17 protein-coding genes and 1 pseudogene are annotated in these 20987 nt (G+C 65.2%); 15 read left to right on the forward strand and 3 right to left on the reverse strand.

Going from position 1 to position 20987, the window contains the following annotated elements; all coding sequences use genetic code 11:
- Positions 1-37: 37 nt before the first annotated feature.
- The 6 genes from HWY30_RS13660 (at position 38) to HWY30_RS13685 (ending at position 3568) form a co-directional block, all read left to right on the forward strand.
- Positions 38-382, forward strand: a complete 345-nt coding sequence (locus HWY30_RS13660) for a chemotaxis protein (protein WP_090809741.1) — start codon at positions 38-40, stop codon at positions 380-382.
- Positions 383-584: 202 nt separating this feature from the next.
- Positions 585-1136, forward strand: a complete 552-nt coding sequence (locus tag HWY30_RS13665; protein ID WP_090809743.1) for a type 1 glutamine amidotransferase domain-containing protein — start codon at positions 585-587, stop codon at positions 1134-1136.
- Positions 1137-1196: 60 nt separating this feature from the next.
- Complete coding sequence (locus HWY30_RS13670; RefSeq protein WP_090809745.1) at positions 1197-1769, forward strand: DUF4142 domain-containing protein; 573 nt, start codon at positions 1197-1199, stop codon at positions 1767-1769.
- On the forward strand, positions 1766-2110 hold the full coding sequence (locus HWY30_RS13675; RefSeq protein ID WP_090809747.1) for a DUF1488 family protein: 345 nt from the start codon (positions 1766-1768) through the stop codon (positions 2108-2110). The genes HWY30_RS13670 and HWY30_RS13675 overlap by 4 nt, the downstream gene beginning before the upstream one ends.
- 97 nt (positions 2111-2207) lie before the next feature.
- Positions 2208-2789, forward strand: coding sequence for a hypothetical protein (locus HWY30_RS13680; protein ID WP_090809750.1), 582 nt, complete (start codon positions 2208-2210; stop codon positions 2787-2789).
- 326 nt (positions 2790-3115) lie between these two features.
- Positions 3116-3568 (forward strand): PA2169 family four-helix-bundle protein, encoded by a 453-nt coding sequence (locus HWY30_RS13685; RefSeq protein ID WP_090809752.1) that lies wholly within the window; start codon positions 3116-3118, stop codon positions 3566-3568.
- Positions 3569-3662: 94 nt separating this feature from the next.
- Here the strand turns inward: HWY30_RS13685 and HWY30_RS13690 are convergent, their stop codons facing one another.
- Positions 3663-4001: a BON domain-containing protein gene (locus HWY30_RS13690; RefSeq protein WP_090809753.1), complete on the reverse strand. Its 339-nt coding sequence runs from the start codon at positions 3999-4001 to the stop codon at positions 3663-3665.
- Positions 4002-4510: 509 nt separating this feature from the next.
- Between HWY30_RS13690 and HWY30_RS13695 the strand changes: the two genes are divergently transcribed.
- Together HWY30_RS13695 and HWY30_RS13700 are read left to right on the forward strand one after the other, a co-directional pair.
- A complete protein-coding gene (locus tag HWY30_RS13695; protein WP_090809755.1) occupies positions 4511-5998 on the forward strand; it encodes an RNA polymerase factor sigma-54 in 1488 nt (495 codons plus the stop codon).
- 216 nt (positions 5999-6214) lie between these two features.
- Positions 6215-7408 (forward strand): pyridoxal phosphate-dependent aminotransferase, encoded by a 1194-nt coding sequence (locus HWY30_RS13700; RefSeq protein WP_090809757.1) that lies wholly within the window; start codon positions 6215-6217, stop codon positions 7406-7408.
- Between the two features lie 68 nt (positions 7409-7476).
- Here the strand turns inward: HWY30_RS13700 and HWY30_RS13705 are convergent, their stop codons facing one another.
- A complete protein-coding gene (locus tag HWY30_RS13705; protein WP_090809759.1) occupies positions 7477-8466 on the reverse strand; it encodes a hypothetical protein in 990 nt (329 codons plus the stop codon).
- Positions 8467-8681: 215 nt separating this feature from the next.
- On the opposite strand from HWY30_RS13705, the gene HWY30_RS13710 reads away from it, so the two are divergent.
- The 7 genes and pseudogenes from HWY30_RS13710 (at position 8682) to HWY30_RS13740 (ending at position 17904) form a co-directional block, all read left to right on the forward strand.
- Positions 8682-10496, forward strand: coding sequence for a S10 family peptidase (locus HWY30_RS13710; protein ID WP_090809761.1), 1815 nt, complete (start codon positions 8682-8684; stop codon positions 10494-10496).
- Between the two features lie 93 nt (positions 10497-10589).
- A pseudogene (locus HWY30_RS13715) lies at positions 10590-11051 on the forward strand (FadR/GntR family transcriptional regulator); the annotation flags it as partial.
- 41 nt (positions 11052-11092) lie between these two features.
- Positions 11093-11836, forward strand: a complete 744-nt coding sequence (locus HWY30_RS13720; protein WP_090809763.1) for a (Fe-S)-binding protein — start codon at positions 11093-11095, stop codon at positions 11834-11836.
- Positions 11833-13236, forward strand: coding sequence for a lactate utilization protein B (locus HWY30_RS13725; protein WP_090809765.1), 1404 nt, complete (start codon positions 11833-11835; stop codon positions 13234-13236). The genes HWY30_RS13720 and HWY30_RS13725 overlap by 4 nt, the downstream gene beginning before the upstream one ends.
- Positions 13223-13807, forward strand: coding sequence for a LutC/YkgG family protein (locus tag HWY30_RS13730; protein ID WP_090809767.1), 585 nt, complete (start codon positions 13223-13225; stop codon positions 13805-13807). The genes HWY30_RS13725 and HWY30_RS13730 overlap by 14 nt, the downstream gene beginning before the upstream one ends.
- 69 nt (positions 13808-13876) lie before the next feature.
- Positions 13877-15646: a VRR-NUC domain-containing protein gene (locus tag HWY30_RS13735; protein ID WP_090809768.1), complete on the forward strand. Its 1770-nt coding sequence runs from the start codon at positions 13877-13879 to the stop codon at positions 15644-15646.
- On the forward strand, positions 15643-17904 hold the full coding sequence (locus HWY30_RS13740) for an ATP-dependent DNA helicase (protein WP_090809770.1): 2262 nt from the start codon (positions 15643-15645) through the stop codon (positions 17902-17904). The genes HWY30_RS13735 and HWY30_RS13740 overlap by 4 nt, the downstream gene beginning before the upstream one ends.
- A 34-nt stretch (positions 17905-17938) precedes the next feature.
- Here HWY30_RS13740 and HWY30_RS13745 read toward each other — a convergent pair whose 3' ends face one another.
- Entirely contained in the window at positions 17939-20596 is a 2658-nt protein-coding gene (locus tag HWY30_RS13745; RefSeq protein WP_090809772.1) for a mechanosensitive ion channel domain-containing protein, read from the reverse strand.
- Between the last annotated feature and the right edge of the window lie 391 nt (positions 20597-20987).

The following is a 20987-nucleotide window of genomic DNA, read 5'->3' on the forward strand; positions in this document are numbered from 1 at the left end:
GGACAAGTCGACGTGACCAACCGGAAAGGGAGCTTTCATGAGCAGCACACTCAACCCCGATGAAGAGCCGCAGCAGACCGTCAAGCAAACGTCCGGCACGACGGGCGCGCTGGGTCCCAGCGACTCGTCCGATAGCGGCAGCGACGTGGCGGGCGCGAGGCGTCACGATTTCGACGTCGATACGGAGCTCGACAATCACGCGCTCGAAGCCGGCGACGCCGCACTCGGCAGCGATACCGATCGCTCAGGTACGGGCGAGCGCGCGTCGGCCGATGGCGATTCGACGTTGGAAATGGACCGCGATATCGACACCGACCACGTCGTCGATCCGCAAGTGCCGCCGGGCGCGGAACGCTCCGACGAGGACGAAACCGACGTCTGACCACGGCGCTTTTGCACACGCGGCGGCGCGAGCTGAACGGCGCAACCGCAGCGTCGGGGCATCGCCAACGTAACGTCAGCCCGCTGAACACTGCCTCAACCAGGCACGTGTTTTGCGTAACCATGCTTAGCGAAGGCGCAGACCTATGCACATGCATCACGGGCAAGTGCATGAGCGGGGCGCCGCATGAAGGAGAGCACACATGACTGATGCACTGAATGGCTACAAGGTAGCCGTACTCGCCGTAGATGGCTTCGAGCAGGCAGAACTCATGGAGCCGAAACGCGCGCTCACCGAGGCGGGCGCGACGGTCCATGTGATCTCGGCGAAGCCGGGCAAGATCCAGGGCTTCAAACACGTCGACAAGGGCGATTCCGTCGACGTCGATGCGACCTTCGACAAGGCCAGTCCCGACGACTACGACGCGGTGGTGTTGCCGGGCGGCGTCGTGAACGGCGACGCGCTGCGACTGCTGCCGCAGGCGCAGGCGTTCGTCAAAGCGGTCGACAACGCGAAGAAGCCGATCGCGGTGATCTGTCACGGCACGTGGCTGCCGGTATCGGCGGGGATCGTCAAGGGGCGCACGGTGACGAGCTGGCCTAGCCTGCAGGACGATATTCGCAACGCGGGCGGCACGTGGGTCGATCAGGAAGTGGTCGAGGACGGCAATCTTATTTCGAGCCGCAAACCCGACGACCTTCCCGCGTTCAACAAGGCGCTGATCGCGCAACTGACGAAGCGCAAGGCGGCTTGATCGCAGGCGGCGCGTTGGCTTCGGAGCCTGCGCATCGGTGATTCGACAGGGAGAAAATGCATGAAATTCCGGTATTCCCTACAAGTGTTGACTGCCGCGCTGGCCGTGTTGGGCGTGAGCGCGGCATCGATCGACACGGCCTGCGCGCAGGCGAGCGATGCGCCCGCGAGCGCAGCGCCGACCGGCAGCACGACGCTGTCACCCGCGGATCAGCAGTTCGTGCTCGAAGCGTCGAAGTCGGACGCCACTGAAATCGCCGCTGGCAAGGTCGCGCTGAAGAACTCCAACGATCCGCATGTCAGGAAGTTCGCTCAACAGATGATCGCCGACCACACGAAGCTGTCGCACGCAATGGCCGGGCTGGTCGCGAAGAAGGGCTTCAAGCCGACGCCGTCCGCGGATTCCGCGCTGGTCGGCAAACTGCAGACGTTGAAGGGCACCGAGTTCGATCGGGCCTATGTCGAGCAGGTCGGCGTGGAAGCGCATCAGCGCGCGGTCGACCTGTTCCAGCAGCAAAGCGAGAGCGGCACCGACTCGCAACTGAAGGCCGCGGCCGCGCAAGCGCTGCCAACCATCAAGCATCACCTCGAGATGGCGGAGCAACTGGCCGGCCAATTGAAGGGCTCGTCATGAACGCGATCCTGCCACGGCCTGCTTATGAGGACTCTCTGATGCAGATCACTTTCCCCGATGACGAAGCGGCCTTCGACGGCGCCAATCTGACCGTGCGCTTTCTTGCGCGCGTCGATGGCGAGCCAGTGGTTTGCGCGATCACTGCCGAGGCTCTGGAAGATCATTTCGGCGCGGAGTCCGCGCTTGAAGCGGCGTTGATGGCCGCTTTCGACAGAGGCCGTCAGCGCATCCGCTCGGTCTGCGCGGAAGCGCTCGACCAGAACAACGGAGAAGGCGTAGTGTTGCATAGCGGACTGTTCAGAGTGGAAGGCATGGAACCGGATCGCGGCGCCGCGGCGTAGCGCCGCTGCATGTCGCATTGACTGGGCGCGCTGCTTCCGACTCGCGCCAGCGGCGACAGGATGGTCCACGAACGGCAATTAACGATAAGGAGGCCGTATGTCACTCATCGTCGCGGCACGCTTCACGACTTTTCCTGCTGCGGAAAGCGCGGCGCAAAAACTGTTCGATGCGGGTTTCGTGGAAGAGGACGTCACGCTGTTTTTCGTCAATCCGCGCGGCCAGCATGCGCGTTTCCCGATCGGCGGCGACACCGATACCGACCCCGGCGCGCGAGGAGCGCCTAAAGGCGCGGGCATGGGCGTGACGATCGGCGCGGTGATTGGCGCGGTGATTGGCGTGGCGATCTTCGCGGTGTTTTCCGCGCCGCTGCTGGTGTCGCTGATCGCGGCCGGCGTCGGCGCGTATGTCGGCTCGCTGGTCGGCGCGATGTCGCGCACCACGGAGCGCGGCAAATCGGACCATCGCGTGCCGTATCACGAGGAGTCGCGCGATTCGGGCGTGCTCGTCGCCGTGCACGTGTCGCCCGACAATCAGTTGGACGCCGCGCGCGTGCTGCGTGAAGCGGGCGGCGTGTCGATCGAGAAGGCGACCGGCCGCTGGCAGCAGGGACGCTGGGCCGATTTCGATCCGCTGAAGACCCCCGAGCCGATCAAGGAATTCGCGGAGAAGCGCGCGTGATATGAGCGACGCGGCATACCAACCAAAAACGGCCCGATGACGATCACCGGGCCGTTTTCCGTTTTCCGTTTTCCGTTTTCCGTTTTCCGTTTTCCGTTTTCCGCGCTGTTTCGACGTCGCGCGACACCCGCGGTTGCCGCGCATCGCGCGGCGGCTGCGATCGTTCGAGCTGCCTTTCGCTACGCATCGGCTCGCGCGAGGTGCCGGGCACGCGTGATGCGTGCTATCAAATGCAGCCCGCCGCGCGTCGAACCGATTCATCGCGAGGCACATAAAAAGCCCCGCGCGGCGGATTCCGCGATGAACGAAACCCTTGGAGGTATTGAATGGCTACCAACGTTGTTTCCGTATTGAATGAACTGGTCGAAACGTCGAAGGATGGCGAAAAGGGCTTTATGAAGGCAGCCGAGGATGCGCACGACGACCAGCTGAAGATGCTGTTCCGCTCGAGTGCCGAGGACTGCTCGCGCGGCGCGCGTGAGTTGCAGGATGCCGTTCAGACTCTGGGCGGCAAGCCCGAAACCGGCGGCAGCATGAGCGGTGCGCTGCATCGCGGCTGGGTCGACGTGAAATCGGCGGTAGCGAATCGCAGCGACCATGCAATTCTTGCCGAGTGCGAAAAAGGCGAGGACGTCGCGAAGAAACGCTATCACGACGCGCTGGAGAAGGATTTGCCGGCGGACGTGCGGGCAATCGTCGAGCGGCAGTACCAGGGCGTGCTGCAAACGCATGACCGCGTGCGCGATCTGCGCGACCAGTATGCGGCGATGAAGCATTGATCGACGCGTCAGTGCAATAAGGAAGAGCCGGCTCTGCCAGCCGGCTCTGTTACGTTCTGTTCAGTCGAATCGGTGCGAACCAATCGCGCGGATATCAGTCAGCCGCGACCTTCAGATGGTTCTTCACGCTGGTCACGCCCTTCACGCTTTGCACGACATCTTCGGCGGCGGACTTGTCGTCGGCCGAAGGCACCGAACCCGTGAGCCACACGACGCCCTTGCGGGTCTTCACGTGGATATGCGTCGATTTGACGTTCTTCGCGGCAAGCAGATCAACCTTGACCTTGGTCGTGATGGTGCCATCGTCGATATGCTGGCCGACGCTTTCCGACGCCGCTGGCGGGGCCGAAGCGCTGGTCTGGGCGTTCGCGTTCAGCGCGAACGCGACGACGGCGATGCTGCCTGCGGTCTTCAGAAGCTGGATCGTCTTCATGGTTCTCTCCATCAGGTGGTAATGAAAATGGCGGTCTTGTTGGCCGGTGGCCGATCGCGGCCGAAGCCGCTGATGAGACACGTGGGGTCGTCGCCGCTACGGTACCGTCAGGGGCCCGTTTCTCGACACCGGACGCTGTGCTCGCATCCGCGCTCGATCGAGGCGTTTGCGAAGGGCGGCGTCCGTCCACACACCGTTGCTCCGCAACCATCGTGCCTGCCGGCTGCGAGCCAATCCATGCCGCTCGCGAAAGCCGCATGCACCGGGGAGTTTCGACTGACGAATAGGGCTGCGGCGCGGCCATGCGCGAGGCCGCCGAAGAGATGAAGAAAGGGACCGGAAATTGCCTGCCGTTTGTAAAAACCGGCGCGCCCGGTCAGGGCAATTCATCCGCCTGAATAAACAAAGCGCAATCAAAACAGCGTCTTGCGCGATCTGGTACGGACGTTGCGTTGGTCAGTGAACTCGGCTCGTTGAGTCTGAGGCTATTAACGAACGGGATCACTCCAATGCCTTCAATCGAACTTCGTACAAGGCAGTCTCTCGCACTGACGCCTCGTCTTCAGCAGTCGGTGCGGCTCTTGCAATTGTCGGCGCTCGAGTTCCAGCAGGAATTGCGCACGGCGCTCGATACCAATCCGTTCCTCGAATACGACTCATCCGAAGCCGAAGACGTCGCGCTCGCCGGCACGACGCCAGGCGAGGGTGAAGACGCCAACGCGCCGCCCGCCGTCGATACGCTTGCCGCCGCCGAGCCGGACGGAGTGCCGGCGGAAAGCGCCGGTAGCGATACGCTCGAAAGCGCGGGCCAGGACGACATGCCCGCCGATTTTTCCGGCGACTACGGTTCGCGCAACTCGATGCGCCAGAACGGCGACGCGGACGGCAGCGACCCGGCCGATTGGGCTCGCTCGCAACCCACGCTGCGCGAACAGTTGCACGACGCGTTGCGCCTGTACCGGCTAGACGACCGCGATCGCGCGGTGGCCCGTTTCATCATCGAGGCGCTCGACGACGACGGCTATCTGCGGCAATCGCTGGCCGACCTGGCCGATAGCGTCGATCTGGAACCCACGCTGACCGAGGAAGAACTGCTGGTGGCGTTGCGCCTCGTGCAGGCGCTCGATCGTCCGGGGCTCGGCGCGCGTTCGCTATCGGAATGCCTCGCGCTGCAGATCAATGCGCTACCCGCCAATACGCCGGGACGCGACGTCGCGCGGCAGATTGCCGAGCATCATCTGGAAAGGCTCGCGCGCCGCGAGCAGGCCGAGTTGCAAAAACAGATCGGCTGCAGCGCGGAGGAATTGCGTGTGGCTTGCGCGTTGGTGCGCAAGCTCGATCCGAAGCCCGGCAATTGCTACGGCCGCACCGAGGATAACTATGTCGTGCCCGACGTGATCGTGCGTCAGGTGCGCAACAAGTGGGTCGTGTCGATCAATCCGGCGGTGCAGCCGCGGGCGCGAATCCATCGCATGTATGCGCAGCTGTTCGCGCAGTCGGCCGGCGCGAGCCGTTCGCCGCTCGCGCAGCAGCTGCAGGAGGCGCGCTGGCTGATCCGCAACGCGCAACAGCGCTTCGATACGATCCAGCGGGTTGCCGAATGCATCGTCGCGCATCAGAAGGCATTCTTCCTGTACGGCGAGATCGCGCTGAAGCCGATGGTGCTGCGTGACGTGGCTGACGAGCTGGGCCTGCACGAATCCACGATCTCGCGCGCGACGGGCAACAAATATATGGCGACGCCGCGCGGCATCTTCGAGTTCAAGCATTTCTTCCCGCGCGAGCTCGGCACCGAAAGCGGCGGAACCTGCTCGGCCGCCGCTGTGCGCGCGCTGCTCAAGGAGATGATCGCCGCGGAAAATACGCGTGATCCACTGTCGGACGTGACGCTCGCGAAGATGCTCGCGGATCAGGGCGTGCTGGTCGCGCGACGCACGGTGGCGAAATACCGGCATCTGATGAAGGTGCCGCCGGCTGAACTGCGCCGGCAGCTTTGAAGCGCCGAAGTTTTAACGGGGGTTGAAATAAAACCTGGCGGGGGTTTGAAGCAAAGCAGTCATTCAAACAGCAGTACATTGCGCACAGGGTCATGCGAGGTTATCCGCTCGCATGACCCTTTTTCGTATCTGGACGTTTCGCCGGCGTGCCTTTACATTGGCGGGTCGAATGGAAAGAGATCGGCGGATCGGACCGCACAACAACGGGTGAGCGCAATGAAGTATTCGAATCTGGTCGAGCGACTGCAAGGGCGGCGCACGTCGGCGTGGGAAATTCATCGGGTCGCGCAGCAGGCGGCCGCCAGGGGCGAAGACGTGATCGTGCTGAGCGTCGGCGATCCCGAGTTCTCGACGCCCGCGCCGATCGTCGAGCGCGCCATCGATGCGTTGCGGGCCGGCGATACGCACTATACGGCGATGGCCGGTCGCGAGCCGCTGCGCGCCGCGATCGCCGCCGAGCACGCGCGCACGACGGGCTGCGACGTGAGCGCCGCCAACGTGGTGCTGACCGCCGGCGCGCAAAACGGCGTGTTCGCGGTGTCGCTGTGCCTGCTCGAAGCGGGCGACGAAGTGATCGTTCCCGAGCCGATGTATCTGACCTACGAGGCTTGCGTGCGCGCGGCGGGTGCGACGCTCGTCGCGGTGCCGGTCGATCCGGCGCGCGCGTTTCACGTCGACTGCGACGCGCTCGAAGCGGCGATCACGCCGCGCACGAGGGCGATATTCTTCGCGACGCCGTGCAACCCGACCGGCGTGGTGATGCAGCGCGCCGATCTCGAACGCATCGCGCGGCTCGCGTGCGAGCACGACCTGTGGGTGCTGTCCGACGAGGTGTACGCGGAACTCACGTTCGAACGCGATCACGTGAGCATTGCGTCGCTGTCCGGCATGGCGGAGCGCACGGTCACGCTCGGCAGCCTGTCGAAGTCGCATGCGATGGCGGGGTGGCGTGTCGGCTGGACAATCGGGCCCGCGACGCTGATCGAGCACATGGCGCGGCTCGCGCTCGCGATGCTGTACGGCCTGCCGGGTTTCATCCAGCAGGCCGCGTTGACGGCTTTGGAGAACAGGGCGGAGATCGTCGCCGATATTCGCGAGATCTACCGGCGGCGGCGCGACGTCGTGTTCGAGCGTTTGCATCGTGTGCCGGGCTTGCGGTGCCTGTTGCCCGAAGCGGGCATGTTCATGATGGTCGACGTCAGCGGGACCGGGCTCGATACGACCGAGTTCACATGGCAGCTGTTTCGCGCACAAGGCGTGGCCGTGCTCGACGCGAGTGCGTTCGGGGAGACGGCGAACGGCTTCGTGAGGTTGGGGCTGGTGGTGGGCGAGGATCGATTGATCGAGGCGTGCGAGAGGATCGCGCGGTTCGTGGAAGGGGGGCGGGGCCGAGAGGGCGGTGGGTTGTAGATTGCGGCGATCCGGTCGGTGGGCACCACGGCCAGCCGAAGGTGGCTGGGCGGTGCGTTCGGCGCGGCTTACTTTTTCCTGCGCACGAATTTCAAGCCGAAGCGCACCAGCCGAGGCATCGTTTCGGGCCGCAACAACCGTGGGTCATACCCAGCGAATCGACGTTCGTTTTCCTGAAGACACAGTTGCATCAATTCGGGCACGCTGATATCGACATCCGTTACCGACTGCGCGCCGTTTACCGTGAAGTTGTTATCGTGCTCCTGGACGTTGCCGTCAGCATCCATCGCGCGTGCGAGCCCAATGCGCTCCCACACCAGAAACGCCCACACGCCCGCCACCTTGAGCTCGAAGCGGATGCGCTGCCACCATGAAAGCTGCGCGCGATGCCAGGCGACCCAGTTCGCGAACAGCAGAATATGGCGGCACTCTTCCTGCATCACCGGCTCGAATGTCTCGGTCAGTGCCGGCGGGAACAGGCCCGAGCGCCGCGCCACCTCGAACAGGCCGAACGCGAAGAAGCTGTCGATACATTCGCTATAGCCGGTCACGAGGTAAGCCCGTTCCGTGTCTTTCGGATAGACGTACGACGGCTCGCTCGCGAGCGCGATGCCATACGCATGCACCATGCGCGACAGCACTTCCTTATGGCGGTTCTCTTCCCACGCGTTCAGCGCAAGTGCGTCGCGCAGCTCCGGGCTGTCGAGCGAGGCCGCGTAGGCGGCCATGCGCAGCCGCGCCCTGCCTTCGGTTTGCACGGCGATGTCCCAGATCGGCAGATCGACGATGCGCTTGAGCGTCGCGGCTTCGAGCTGCGGCCATGCGAGCACGGACGGGCGATACGGATTGAAGGTCTCGCGAAACATGCGGCACATTTCCTGCCGGTGCACGTCGGAGCCGGGCGCCAGCGGGCCGCTGACGGTGCTAGTCCAGTGCCGCATCGCGTGGTCGGCGGCGTCGAGGGTCGAGGGGTCGGGCTGCTCGTGCGGCAGTTGCGGCGCGCGAAAGCCGGGGATCAGCGCGGCAGCGTCGAATGCATCCAGTACCAGTTGGTCCATTGGGTATTCTCGACAAGGCGACGAAGGCGCTGTCGATTCTGCCATGACTGCGCAGGTCTGCGCCACGTCGAGGAAAAAGCGCTTTGTAATGTTTGGCGTGCTGTGACGCCAACGGTTGACGTCGCGCAAACTTGCGTCAAGAATCGAGCGCCGGGTGTGCTCCCGAACCCGGCTAGCCCGATTCCAGCGCGTTTCGACTCGTCGCGGAAAACTTCATGATCCATCGCTTCTCTTCTTCATTGCGCCGCTTGCTGACAGCCGGATTACCGGCCGCCGCGCTGACGGTGACGCTTTCTGTCGCTGGTGTGGTGCCGTTCGGCGAACGGTGCATGGCAGCCGCCCAGGCCGATGCGTCGAGCACCTCGGAAAGCACGGCGACGGGGGGAAGCACGGACGCCGCCGCATTCGCGCCGATCGCACCACCCCAGGGGCCGGAGGCGAACGCGTCGCCGGTCGGCGAATCGAGCGAGCCGCACGCGATGACGGCGCGCCCGAACGGCGAGCCGCGCAAGCGGACGGCTGCGCGTGGCGACACGCAGGCTGCATCGAATGCACCGGACTCGGCCGACGCGACGGCAACGCCTCGCAACGACAGGACTTCGACGCCCGCGATTCCCGTGCCGCCCGAAACCACCAGCGTCACCACGCATTCGCTGCGCCTGAACGGCCGCAAGCTCGACTACACGGCGAGCGCGGGCAATCTGTTGCTGCACGATAAGACCGGCGCGCCGAACGCGAGCGTGTTCTATGTCGCGTACACGGTGCCGACCAGGACGCCTGCGACGCGTCCGATCACCTTTCTGTTCAACGGCGGCCCAGGCGCCGGCAGCGTATTCCTGATGATGGGCTCGGTCGGCCCGAAACGCGTGCGCACCGCGAGCCCCGCGAGCACGCCGCCCGCGCCGTACACGCTCGACGACAACCCCGACAGCCTCCTCGACACCAGCGACCTCGTGTTCATCGACGCGGTCGGCGCGGGCCTGTCGAGACCGGTCGGGCATGGCACGGGCAAGGACTTCTGGGGCGTCGATCAGGACGTCCGTGCGTTTGCGCAATTCATCGACCGTTATCTGACGGTGAATCAGCGCTGGAATTCGCCGAAGTACCTGCTCGGCGAATCGTATGGGACCGCGCGCGCCGCGATGCTCGCTTATCAGTTGGGGCAGAACAATATCGCGCTGAACGGCGTGATCCTGCTGTCGTCGGTGCTCAATTCCGCGGCGTTCGCGCCCGGCAACGATTTCAGGAGCGAGAGTTATCTGCCGAGTTTCGCGGCGATCGCGTGGTATCACGACAAGGTCACGCCGAAGCCCGCGAGCCTGCCGGCCTTTCTCGACGAAGCACGCGCGTTCGCCCGCGGACCCTATGCGCAGGCGCTCGAACAGGGCGATGCGCTGCCCGACGATCAGCGCGACGCGATCGCCGCGCGCATCGCGTACTTCACCGGATTGGACGTGGGGTTCGTGAAGCGTAACCGTCTGCGTCTTTATCCGTCGCGTTTTCGAAACGAGTTGCTGCGCAACGAGTCGCGCAGCGTGGGCCGCTACGATGCGCGTTTCGAAGGCCTGAACTACGACGATGCATCGGAGCATCCGGACTTCGATGCGTCGGTGAGCAGCGTGTCGAATGCGTTCAATGCGGCGCTTCATCAGCATCTGTCGGACGACCTGCACTACACGCCAACCGACCGTTACCTGGTGTTCAGCGACGACGCGTTGAAGCAATGGGACTGGAAACATCGCGAATGGTGGGGCGAACGGCTGGAGCTGCCCTACGCGGGCGGCGATCTGGCCGAAGCGATGCGGCAGAATCCGCAGTTGCGGGTGTTATCGCTGAACGGCTACTTCGATCTCGCCACGCCGTTCTATGCGACCGAATATGCGCTCGCACATCTCGGCCTCGATCGGTCGCTGCGCGAGAACGTGCGCATCGCCTACTATCCGACCGGCCATATGGTGTATCTCGACGATGCCGCGCTGCACGCGATGAAGCGTGACCTCGTGAGCTTTTATACGGGGCAGCCGCGTTGAGATCGGCGAATCGTCGCATGGTGTCGAACGGTATAATTCCCGCACCGTGGAGTAGCCGCGCGCTCTGTCAACCGGCTTCATCGTTCGCCGCTTATGCCATTCACCCCGATTCCGTCCTTCGCGCGCAAGCGCATTTCCGACGTGGTGTCCGACCAGATCAAGCAACTGGTCTCGGAGGGCACGCTGATGCCCGGCGACCGTCTGCCGGCCGAGCGCGATCTCGCGGCGCAGCTCGGCGTGTCGCGACCATCGCTGCGCGAGGCGCTGATCCGGCTGGAGGCGGACGGTTACATCGAAACGTCGACCGCGCCCATCATCTCGAAGCCGCTTGCCGAACTGTCGCTGCAGAATCCGCGCACCAGCGCCGACATTCTGGAGTTGCGCCAGGGGCTCGAAGCGATTTCGACGGTCTATGTCGCGCAGCGCGCAACCGCCACCGATCTGAAGAAAATCCGCGCGGCGTTCGAGGCGTTGAAGGCCGCGTCGCTGTCGCGCGATCGCACGAATCTCGCCGAACTCGATGCCGCGTTTCATCTCGCGATCGCCGACCACACCGGTCAACAGACATCGTTCCCGCCGCTTTTCCTGAAGAGCCTATGAAAGTCGCGCTGTTTATCCCGTGCTTTATCGACGCGTTCTATCCGGAGGTCGGTATCGCGACGCTCGAACTGCTCGAACGTTTCGGCATTGAGGTCGACTATCCGCAGCAGCAGACTTGCTGCGGCCAGCCGATGGCCAATAGCGGCGCGCATGCGGACGCCGCCGCCACGGAGCGACTATTCGCGCGCAACTTCGCGGGTTACGACTACATCGTCGGGCCGTCCGCGAGTTGCATTCATCACGTGCGCGAACATCTGACCGCGCTCGAGCAGACCGACGAAGTGAAGAAAGTACGCGCAGGCGCTTACGAACTGGTGGAGTTTCTGCACGACGTGATCGGCGCGCGCGAATTTCCGTGGGCCGAGTTTCCGCACCGCGTCGGTCTACACACCAGTTGCAGCGCGCTGCGTCATCTGAAGCAGGCGTCGGCGTCGGAAATCGCCGGCACGCCGTTTTCGAAGCCGCGCGCGTTGCTCGAAGGCGTGAAGGGCATCGAGTTCGTCAAGCCGGCGAGGCCCGACGAATGTTGCGGTTTTGGCGGCACGTTCTCGGTCACCGAAGAGGCGGTGTCGGTGCGCATGGGGCAGGACAAGGTGCGCGACCATCTGAATGCGGGCGCCGAGTACATCGTTTCGGGCGACATGTCGTGCCTGATGCACCAGCAGGGTTGCGCGGAACGCATGAAAGCCGACGCGCGCTTCATTCATATCGTGCAGGTTCTCAATGGAGCACGCGCATGAGCGGCGACCATCACCGCATCGATCACGCCAAAGCCGCGGGTTCTTTCATCAGCAAGACCGAGCATGTCGCGTTTCACGACAAGCGTCTGTGGGACCTGCGCGAGAAGCGCGATGCGCAGGCGCACGGCATTGCCGAATGGGAAACGTTGCGCTCGCTGGCGTCGGGCATCAAGGAACACACGCTGTCGCATCTGGCCGACTACCTGGAGCAGTTCGCGGCGGCGGCCGAGGCCAATGGCGTGGTCGTGCATTGGGCAGCGAGCGCGGAAGAGCACAACGCGATCGTCCACAAGCTGATGTCCGAGCGCGGCATGACGACGCTCGTGAAGAGCAAGTCGATGCTGACCGACGAATGCCGGATGCGCGAGTATCTCGAACCGCGCGGCATTACCGTGATGGAAACGGACCTCGGCGAGCGCATCCAGCAGCTCGATCATCAGGACCCGAGTCATATGGTCGTGCCGGCCGTGCACAAGCTGCGCGCGGACGTGGCCGAGCTGTTCGGCCGGACCATCGGCACCGATCCGAAGAATAGCGATATCCACTATCTGGCCGAAAGCCAGCGCATGAATACGCGGCCGTATTTCGTGCGCGAGAAAACGGCTGGCATGACCGGCTGCAATTTCGCGGTGGCGGAAACGGGCACGGTCGTCGTCTGCACGAACGAAGGCAATGCCGATCTTTCGGCGAACGTGCCGCCGCTGCATATCGCATCGATCGGAATCGAGAAGCTGATACCGAAGGTGTCGGATCTCGGCGTGTTCGTGCGCATGCTGTCGCGCAGCGCATTGGGTTCGCCGATCACGCAGTACACGTCGCATTTTCGTGCGCCGCGGCCGGGCACCGAGATGCATTTCATCCTCGTCGATCATGGCCGCTCCGAACGGCTCGCGATGGAGGACTTCTGGTACTCGCTCAAATGCATACGCTGCGGCGCGTGCATGAATACGTGTCCGGTCTATCGACGCAGCGGCGGCCTGTCGTATGGCGGCACCTATTCGGGGCCGATCGGCGCGATCATCAATCCGACGTTCGATCTGAAACGCTATAGCGCGTTGCCGTTCGCATCGACACTCAATGGCAGTTGCACGAATGTGTGTCCGGTGAAGATCAACATTCACGAGCAGATCTATAAGTGGCGCGCGGTGATCGCCGAGCAGCACGAAGTGCCGTTCGTGAAGCAGGAGGTCCTGAAGATGGCGGGGCGTCTGCTATCGAGTCCGACCTTGTATCGCGCGACGGTGTCGTCGATGGGCAGCGCGTTGCGGCGGCTGCCGAATTTCGTGCTGTACAACCCTCTGAATATCTGGGGCCGGCAGCGCGAATTGCCGGAGGCGCCGAAGATGACTTTTCATGCCTGGTACAAAAAGAGTCGCGGAGGCGGCGATGACAACGCGTGAGGCTTTTCTCGCCAAGGTGCGTGCCGCGCAACCGGCCGCGCGGCCGCGTCCCGACGTGCCGCTGTTCGAGGCGGTTGGCGGCGATCTGCGGGCGCGCTTCACGGCGGCGTTGCAAACGATGGGCGGCACGTGCGTCGAAGCGGCCAGCGCGAGCGACGTCAGCGATCTGATTCGCGAGCGTTTTGGCGCGGCGGCATCGATCGCATCGGCGAGCGCCGAAGTGCCGGGCACGCGCGTGATCGGCGCGGATACGGACCCCGCATCGCTGCAGGACGTCGACGTCGGTTTGGTCCGTGCGCGCTTTGGCGTCGCCGAAACCGGCTCGGTGTGGTTTAGCGAGCGCGAATATGTGGTCAATGCATTGGGCTACATCGTTCAGCATCTGGTCGTGCTGCTCGATCCGGCGCAATTGCTCGATGGACTGCAAGACGTCTATCGTCGCGACGATTTCCGCAGGGCGCGTTACGCGGCGCTCGTTACCGGCCCTTCGGCCACCGCCGATATCGAGGGCGTACTGATTCGCGGCGCGCAGGGCGTGCGCTCGCTGACGGTCGTGTGGCTCGCGGGCTGATGCGCGGCGGTTGCAGCGCCGGACTTTGCTATCATCACTGTATAAACATACAGGGCCCGCACAAAGTCCGTGGCAACCGACGCTCGCTCAGAGATCCGCTCTGAAGCCCCTTACTACCTGCTGAATTTCGAGCGCGCGCTTGCGTGGCTCGCCGCGCGTTACGACGATCTGCTCGACGACGAAGAGCACGCTTTTCTGGAAACTTTCGCGACGTTGCCGCAGGCATCGCGTGCGCTGCTGGTGCGCATGCTGATGCGCAAAGGCATGCTGTTCCGCGCGAGCCGCCTGGCTTACGACGAAATCGGCTGTCCGTTGCAGGCGGCGATGCCGATGACGGTGCATCGCTGGATCGACACCGAGCCGGCCCTGTCTCTCGACGACCTGTTTGCGCTCAGCACGCGGGCGCAATTGCTGGACATTTTCTCGGACGCGATCGCGCGGATTCCCGGCGCAAAGGCTTTGCGCAAACCGGATCTGCTCGAAACGCTGCGCGAGTCTTACGAAACCGCAAGCGGCGACGCGCAAGCGTGCACATCACGTCCGCTCGCCGCCTGGCACGACGCTTCTACGGACCGCGTGCTGCACGTCGCGATCGCGCCGTTGTGCGATCGCTTGCGCCTGATGTTCTTCGGCAATCTGCATCAGGACTGGTCGGAGTTCGTGCTCGCCGATCTTGGCGTGTTCCAGTACGAGAAGGTCGCGTTCGGGCCTTTGTCGCGCGCGTTCCAGCAACGCGCGGACGTCGACGTTTATCTCGCGCTGCACGCGTGCCGCGAAGCGCTCGAATGGCTACCGGTCGGCACCGACACCCCCAACCTTCACGAACTGATCGCGACCGTCCGCTCGATCGGCACCGCGAATCCGTGGCTCGAAACGCGTCGCGCGAAACTGCTGTTCCGGATCGGCCAGGATTGCGAGCGGCGCGGGCAGTGGGACACCGCGCTCGCGGTGTACGACGCGTGCGCTTGGCCCGGCGCGCGTCTTCGACGCATGCGCGTGCTCGAGCGCAGCGAGCGTTACGACGAAGCGCTGGCGCTGGCCTCGCAGGCCGATGCCGCGCCTGAGAGCGAAGAAGAGGCGCAGCGCGTCGCCCGGATGTTGCCGCGCTTGCGGCGCAAGTGCGGCGAGCCGGTGCCGCGCGCAGCAGCGGCGAGGCCTGTGGAGCGCGGCACGCTGGTGCTGCCGAAGCCTGATACGCCGGTGGCCGTGGAGTACCTGGTGCGCGATCATTTGAGCAGCGACGCCGCGCCGGTGCACTACGTCGAGAACGCGCTGATCAATTCGCTGTTCGGCCTGCTGTGCTGGGAGCCGGTGTTCACGGCGTTGCCCGGCGCGTTTTTTCATCCGTTCCAACGCGGACCGGCCGATCTGCACGCGCCGGACTTTCACGCGCGTCGCGCCACGAAGTTCGCCGCGTGCTTCGCGCAGCTCGATAGCGGCGTCTATCGCGACACGATTCTGCGGCATCTGCACGACAAGGCCGGCATGCAGTCGCCGTTCGTGTTCTGGGGACTGCTGACGCCCGAGCTCATCGCGCTCGCGCTCGACTGTCTGCCCGCCGCGCATCTGAAGCTGTGCTTCGAGCGCTTGCTGCGCGACATTCGCGGCAATCGTTCGGGCTTGCCCGACCTGATCCGGTTCTGGCCGGCCGAGCGTCGCTATGAACTGATCGAGGTGAAAGGCCCCGGCGATCGTCTGCAGGACAACCAGATCCGCTGGCTCGCGTACTGCGCGCGGCACGGCATGCCGGTGCGCGTCGTCGACGTGCGCTGGGCCGGGCAAGAGGCGCAGAGCGAAGCGGACGCCGCGACGCAAGCCGCAGCGGAGCGCGTCGTATGAGCTACGTGGTGGCCGTCCGCGCGATGTGCGAATTCACCGCTCGGCGCGGCGATCTCGATCTGCGCTTCACGCCCGCGCCGACTTCGCTCGAAGGCATCGCGGGTCATCAGATGGTCGCCGGCCGTCGCGCGAGCGGCTACGAAACCGAACTCACGCTGACGGGCACGCATCGCAGTCTGACCGTGCGTGGCCGCGCGGACGGCTACGACGGAATCGCGAACCGGCTCGAAGAAGTGAAGACGTATCGCGGCGATCTCGCGCGCATGCCCGCGAATCATCGCGTGCTGCATTGGGCGCAGGCACTCGTGTATGGGCATCTGCTGTGCCGGGCGCGCGGGCTCGGCGAGCTGACGATCGCGCTCGTCTACTTCGATATCGGCAGTCAGAAGGAAACCGTGCTGACGCAGCAGCACAGCGCGCGCGAACTCGAAATCTTCTTCGTCGACCAGTGTGAACGATTTCTCGATTGGGCCGTGCAGGAAGACGCGCATCGCGTCGCGCGCAACGCGGCGCTCGTCGCGTTGCAGTTTCCGTATGGGCGGTTTCGGCGCGGGCAGCGTGAGCTCGCGGTGGCTGTGTATCGCGCGGCACGCGACGGCAAGCCGTTGATGGCGCAGGCGCCGACCGGTATCGGTAAGACGCTGGCGACGATTTTTCCGTTGCTGAAAGCCTGCGGCGAAGACCGGCTCGATCGCGTGTTCTTTCTGACCGCGAAGACGCCGGGCCGCGCGCTCGCGTTCGATGCGATCGACTCGCTGCACCAGAGCGCGCCGTTGCCGCTCAGAACGCTCGAACTCGTCGCGCGCGACAAAGCCTGCGAGCATCCGGACAAAGCCTGCAACGGCGAGTCCTGTCCGCTCGCGCGCGGCTTTTACGACCGTCTCGATGCGGCGCGCGCCGCCGCGTTGGCGACGCCACGGCTCGATCGCGCGGCGGTGCGCGAGGCTGCGCTCACGCACAATATCTGTCCGTACTATCTGTCGCAGGAGCTCGCGCGCTGGGCCGACGTGATCGTCGGCGATTACAACTACTACTACGACGGGAGCGCGATGCTGCATGCGCTCACGCAGATCAACCAGTGGCGCGTCGGCGTGCTGGTCGACGAAGCGCACAACCTGCTCGAACGCGCGCGGCGCATGTATACCGCGTCGCTAGATCAGAGCGCGTTCCGGCTCGCGCGCAAGAGCGCGCCGGTGGCGCTGAAGAAGCCGCTCGAACGCTTGCAGCGCGAGTGGAATGCGGTGAAGCGCACGCAGACGTCCAGCTATCAGGTGTACGCGGAGGTGCCCGGAAAATTGCTGTGCGCCGCGCAGAATCTGATCGGCGCGGTAACGGATCAGCTCGCCGACGCGCCGTTGTCGATCGACGAACATGCGCTGCGCGTTTTCTTCGACGCGATGCACTTCGTCGCGCTCGCCGAGCAGTTCGGCGAGCACTCGATGTTCGACGTGACATTGAGCGCCGAGCGCTACGCGCCGCGCGACAAAACCAGTGCGACGCTCTGCGTGCGCAACGTGATCCCCGCGCCGTTCCTCGCGCCACGCTATGCGGCCGCGCGTACCACGGTGATGTTCTCCGGCACGCTGAATCCGCAGCATTTCTATCGCGACACGCTTGGGCTAGCCGAGGACACGCAATGGCTCGACGTCGAGGGACCGTTTCGCGCGGAGCAGTTGCAGGTGCACGTGGCCGCTCATGTGTCGACGCGCTGGCGTGACCGCGAACGCTCGCTCGCGCCGATCGTGGAGCTGATCGCGAAGCAGTATGACTCCCAGCCGGGCAATTATCTCGGGTTCCTGAGCAGTTTCGACTATCTGCAACGCGTGGTCGCGCTGCTGCGCGAGCGGCACCCCGGCTTGCCGGTGTGGGCGCAGGAACCCGGCATGGACGAAGCCGCGCGCGATGCGTTTCTCGCGCGCTTCAGGACGATGAATCAGGGCATCGGCTTCGCGGTGCTCGGCGGCGCGTTTTCGGAGGGTGTCGATCTGACCGGGCAGCAACTGATCGGCGCGTTCGTCGCGACGCTCGGTCTGCCGCAGATCAACGACGTCAACGAGCAGATGCGCCGCGCGCTCGATGCGCGCTTCGGCAATGGCTACGACTACATGTACCTGTATCCGGGTTTGCAGAAAGTCGTGCAGGCGGCAGGGCGCGTGATCCGCACCGAAGAGGACCGCGGCGTCGTGCATCTGATCGACGACCGCTTTCGCAGGCCGGAAGTGCGGCGCCTGTTGCCGCGCTGGTGGCAGGTTCGCTAGCGCCGCGCCAGCGAACCTTTACGCGCGCGACGCGTCACGCGTGCGGCGAGGTCGAGCCCGGATTGCCGGGCGTACCAGGGCCGCCGGCCGGGCTCGGATCAACCGGGATCTGGTCGTCGAGCGGCGCGTCGCCCTTGTGCGGAGCGTGACCGTCCCCCGCGGCGTCGCCGTCCGGCCGGTTGCCATGGCGTTCGCGCGGCGGGGCCGTATCGAACCTGGCCTTGCTCGCCGGGTCCCACGTGAGCAGATGACGCTGCGGATTCGCGATCTCGATGCCGAGTTCGCTGAAGCGTTCGAGGATGCGTCGGTTGAATTCGCGTTGCACGCCCCAGCGCGACGTATCGCGGCATTGCATCTGCCCGGCCAGCGTGATCGCCGAACCGTCGACCGCATCGACGCCCCAGAACGAGAAGTCCGCCAGGATGCCGTCCTTGAAGTTGTCGTCCGTGCGCAGCGATGCGCCGATTTCCTTCAGCGTCTCGATCGCGCGCTCGACGTCCTGGCCGAACACGATATTCACGCGCACCGCCGCGTTGCCGATGCCGCGATTCGTGTTGTTCACGGTCGACACCGAGCTGAACGGCACCGTAAACAGCGAGCCGTCGCCGCCGCGCAGCCGCACGGTGCGAATCGACAGATATTCGACGGTGCCCGACACGCCCGCGAGCGTGACCCAGTCGCCGACCTGCATCGCGTTTTCCATCAGCAGAAAGATGCCGGTGATGAAGTCCTGCACGAGCTTCTGCGAGCCGAAGCCGAGCGCGACGCCGAAGATGCTCGCGCCCGCGAGCAGCGGGCCGATGTTCACGCCGAGTTGGCTCAGGCCGGTCAGCGCGACGACGAGCGCGATCACGCAGAACAGCGCGGTGCGCAGCATCGGCATCAAGGTGCGCAGACGCGCGGCGCGCACCAGATCGCCGCTGCTCGTCCAGTTATCGAGGCGACGTTCGGCCGACACGTTGACGATCTCCCACACCACCAGCGCGATGATCGCGGCGACGGCGATCGTCGCGAGCGCCGAGGCGAGCCGGTGGCCGATCGTGCCGCTGCGGAACAGATCGACGACGTCGACGCCCCACGCCTGCAACAGCACCAGCGCGGTGACGCTGCCGATGATCCAGCCGATCACTCGCCGCAGCGCCGGATAGTATCGGTAGGCGTGCTGATGCACGAGCGAGTGTGACGCCTCGTCCTGCACATGGAAGATGCGCGCGAGCGCGCCGAAGATCACGATCGACACGAGCCGCGCGCCGATCAGTATCGCGAGCGTCATGCCGCCGATATTCACGAGCGCGTGATAGCCGTTCCGTACGTCGAAAGCCCACACGAACCACAGGCCCATCACGATGACCACGGTCACCACGGCCCACGCGTCCGCGAACGCGTTGCCGAACATCTCCAACGACTCGTGAGCGGCGAAGCGATTGCGGATTCGGTTGGCGACCGGTTTCGCGCAGCGCAGCACGAGGATCGAGATCATCACGTGACCGGCGAGTGCGACCACTTTCAGCAGCGCGAGATGCGCGGCGTCGTTCATGCCAAGCGCCTGCGCGACTTCGGCTAGCGCGACGCCGGCGCCGACCACGCTGACGATTCGCACGATCCAGCCGAGCACGAACGCGGCCCACGCATCGCCCATGCGCAGCAGCCGCAGACGCGGTGCGCTCGGCTGCAGGAAGAACGCGCCGACGATCACGACGCAGCGGCACACCACATAGACGTCGATCAGCGAATCGAGCGCGCGATCCTGCGGCGTGCCGTTGCCGGCGAAGATCGACATCAGCGCGCTCGCCGCGCCGAGGAACACCGCGATCGGCACGAGCCGCGCCAGCGTGATCAGCAACGCGCGCGGCAGACGTTGCAGCAGCGTCCAGTGGTGCGTCGCGTTGCGCTTGCCTTCGGCTTCGATGGCGCGGCCTTTGGCGGATGGCGTCGCGTACGGCGCGGCCGGGCCAGTCGCGACGGCTTGCGCCTCCGCTTCGAGCACTGACGGCGCCGATGACAGCGGGGGCAGCGGCGGCGTGCTGGTGGGCGGATGACCTGCCGGCGCGGCGCCGGCGGCGTGCGCGGGCGGCGGTGAGTTGTCGTTGTCATTCTGCAGCGCGGCTTCGCGGCGCGCGGCGATCGCCCGATAGACGCGCCGCAGCAGCCGCCGCGCCAGCCATTCGAGCACCAGAGCGGGGATCAGCGCGGCCAGCAGCGACCACAGCACCTCGAACAGCACCGCGCGCGCGTGCGGATTGGCGAACTGCCAGTTCCACCATGCGCGCACCGACGCGACGTCGAGCAGCGCGGCGATCGAGCCGCGCAGCGAGGTCGCGAGATGGCCGGCGTAATGCGCGCCCTCGCGCGCGAGTTGCGAGGCGAGGCCATTGGATTTGAACGCGTCCGGCACGAGCGCGGCTGCGCCGCTTGCGGCGGCGGGCGCCGACGCCGCCGCCGGCGCGGATGCGGGCGGCGCGCTCAACGCGCCGGCCGCGGCGATCGCTTGCAGCGTATCGGCGACTTGCGCGCGGCGTTTGGGGTCGTTCAGGACAGCGAGCGCGTCGCGGGCCTGCTGAGGTGTCAGCGTGACGGCGGCGGAAGCGGGTGTCGCGGGCGTGGGATGGGCAGGCTCAGGCGCGGCGGCGAAGACGGGCGCCGCGCCTGCGAGCAGAAAAATGAAAAAACAGATACGCAGAAATTTTTGCATAGGGTGTAAAGCGGGATGAAGCCAGTGCGGACGATTGTGCCGGAATATGGGCTGTTTCAGCGGGGTGACCCGGGACCGACACGGGGCGGGGCGCTGAAGTTCCTGCGGCGGAGGCCCGCCGGACGGGCGAAAGCGCCGCGAGAGCGGCGCCCGTCGGGCGGGGCGTTGACCCGACAGGATAGCCGATGATGGCCGGCAGGCCTGTCGAAGGCAGCAGAAAGCTTGCCCGGAAAGCCCCGTGGGCGGGGCGGCGCAGGAGGTAGGAGGCCGCTTGCCGGGCGGCCATGCTGGCGGCGGCGCGAGGATGTTCTCGACGACCACGCTACGTGGGGGCAGAGCGCGGAAAGTCGGGAATGCTCAATCGCCGTGACCGTGCGCTGCTAAGCGTTCA

The organism is Paraburkholderia tuberum STM678, from assembly GCF_902833905.1.
GTDB classification, from domain to species: domain Bacteria; phylum Pseudomonadota; class Gammaproteobacteria; order Burkholderiales; family Burkholderiaceae; genus Paraburkholderia; species Paraburkholderia tuberum.

Coding starts and splice junctions, on each gene's coding strand:
- HWY30_RS13670 (WP_090809745.1), top strand. CDS start 1,197: ATGAAATTCCGGTATTCCCTACAAGTGTTGACTGCCGCGCTGGCCGTG.
- HWY30_RS13710 (WP_090809761.1), top strand. CDS start 8,682: ATGATCCATCGCTTCTCTTCTTCATTGCGCCGCTTGCTGACAGCCGGA.
- HWY30_RS13700 (WP_090809757.1), top strand. CDS start 6,215: ATGAAGTATTCGAATCTGGTCGAGCGACTGCAAGGGCGGCGCACGTCG.
- HWY30_RS13685 (WP_090809752.1), top strand. CDS start 3,116: ATGGCTACCAACGTTGTTTCCGTATTGAATGAACTGGTCGAAACGTCG.
- HWY30_RS13705 (WP_090809759.1), bottom strand. CDS start 8,466: ATGGACCAACTGGTACTGGATGCATTCGACGCTGCCGCGCTGATCCCC.
- HWY30_RS13720 (WP_090809763.1), top strand. CDS start 11,093: ATGAAAGTCGCGCTGTTTATCCCGTGCTTTATCGACGCGTTCTATCCG.
- HWY30_RS13745 (WP_090809772.1), bottom strand. CDS start 20,596: ATGCAAAAATTTCTGCGTATCTGTTTTTTCATTTTTCTGCTCGCAGGC.
- HWY30_RS13690 (WP_090809753.1), bottom strand. CDS start 4,001: ATGAAGACGATCCAGCTTCTGAAGACCGCAGGCAGCATCGCCGTCGTC.
- HWY30_RS13740 (WP_090809770.1), top strand. CDS start 15,643: ATGAGCTACGTGGTGGCCGTCCGCGCGATGTGCGAATTCACCGCTCGG.
- HWY30_RS13675 (WP_090809747.1), top strand. CDS start 1,766: ATGAACGCGATCCTGCCACGGCCTGCTTATGAGGACTCTCTGATGCAG.
- HWY30_RS13725 (WP_090809765.1), top strand. CDS start 11,833: ATGAGCGGCGACCATCACCGCATCGATCACGCCAAAGCCGCGGGTTCT.
- HWY30_RS13660 (WP_090809741.1), top strand. CDS start 38: ATGAGCAGCACACTCAACCCCGATGAAGAGCCGCAGCAGACCGTCAAG.
- HWY30_RS13680 (WP_090809750.1), top strand. CDS start 2,208: ATGTCACTCATCGTCGCGGCACGCTTCACGACTTTTCCTGCTGCGGAA.
- HWY30_RS13730 (WP_090809767.1), top strand. CDS start 13,223: ATGACAACGCGTGAGGCTTTTCTCGCCAAGGTGCGTGCCGCGCAACCG.
- HWY30_RS13695 (WP_090809755.1), top strand. CDS start 4,511: ATGCCTTCAATCGAACTTCGTACAAGGCAGTCTCTCGCACTGACGCCT.
- HWY30_RS13665 (WP_090809743.1), top strand. CDS start 585: ATGACTGATGCACTGAATGGCTACAAGGTAGCCGTACTCGCCGTAGAT.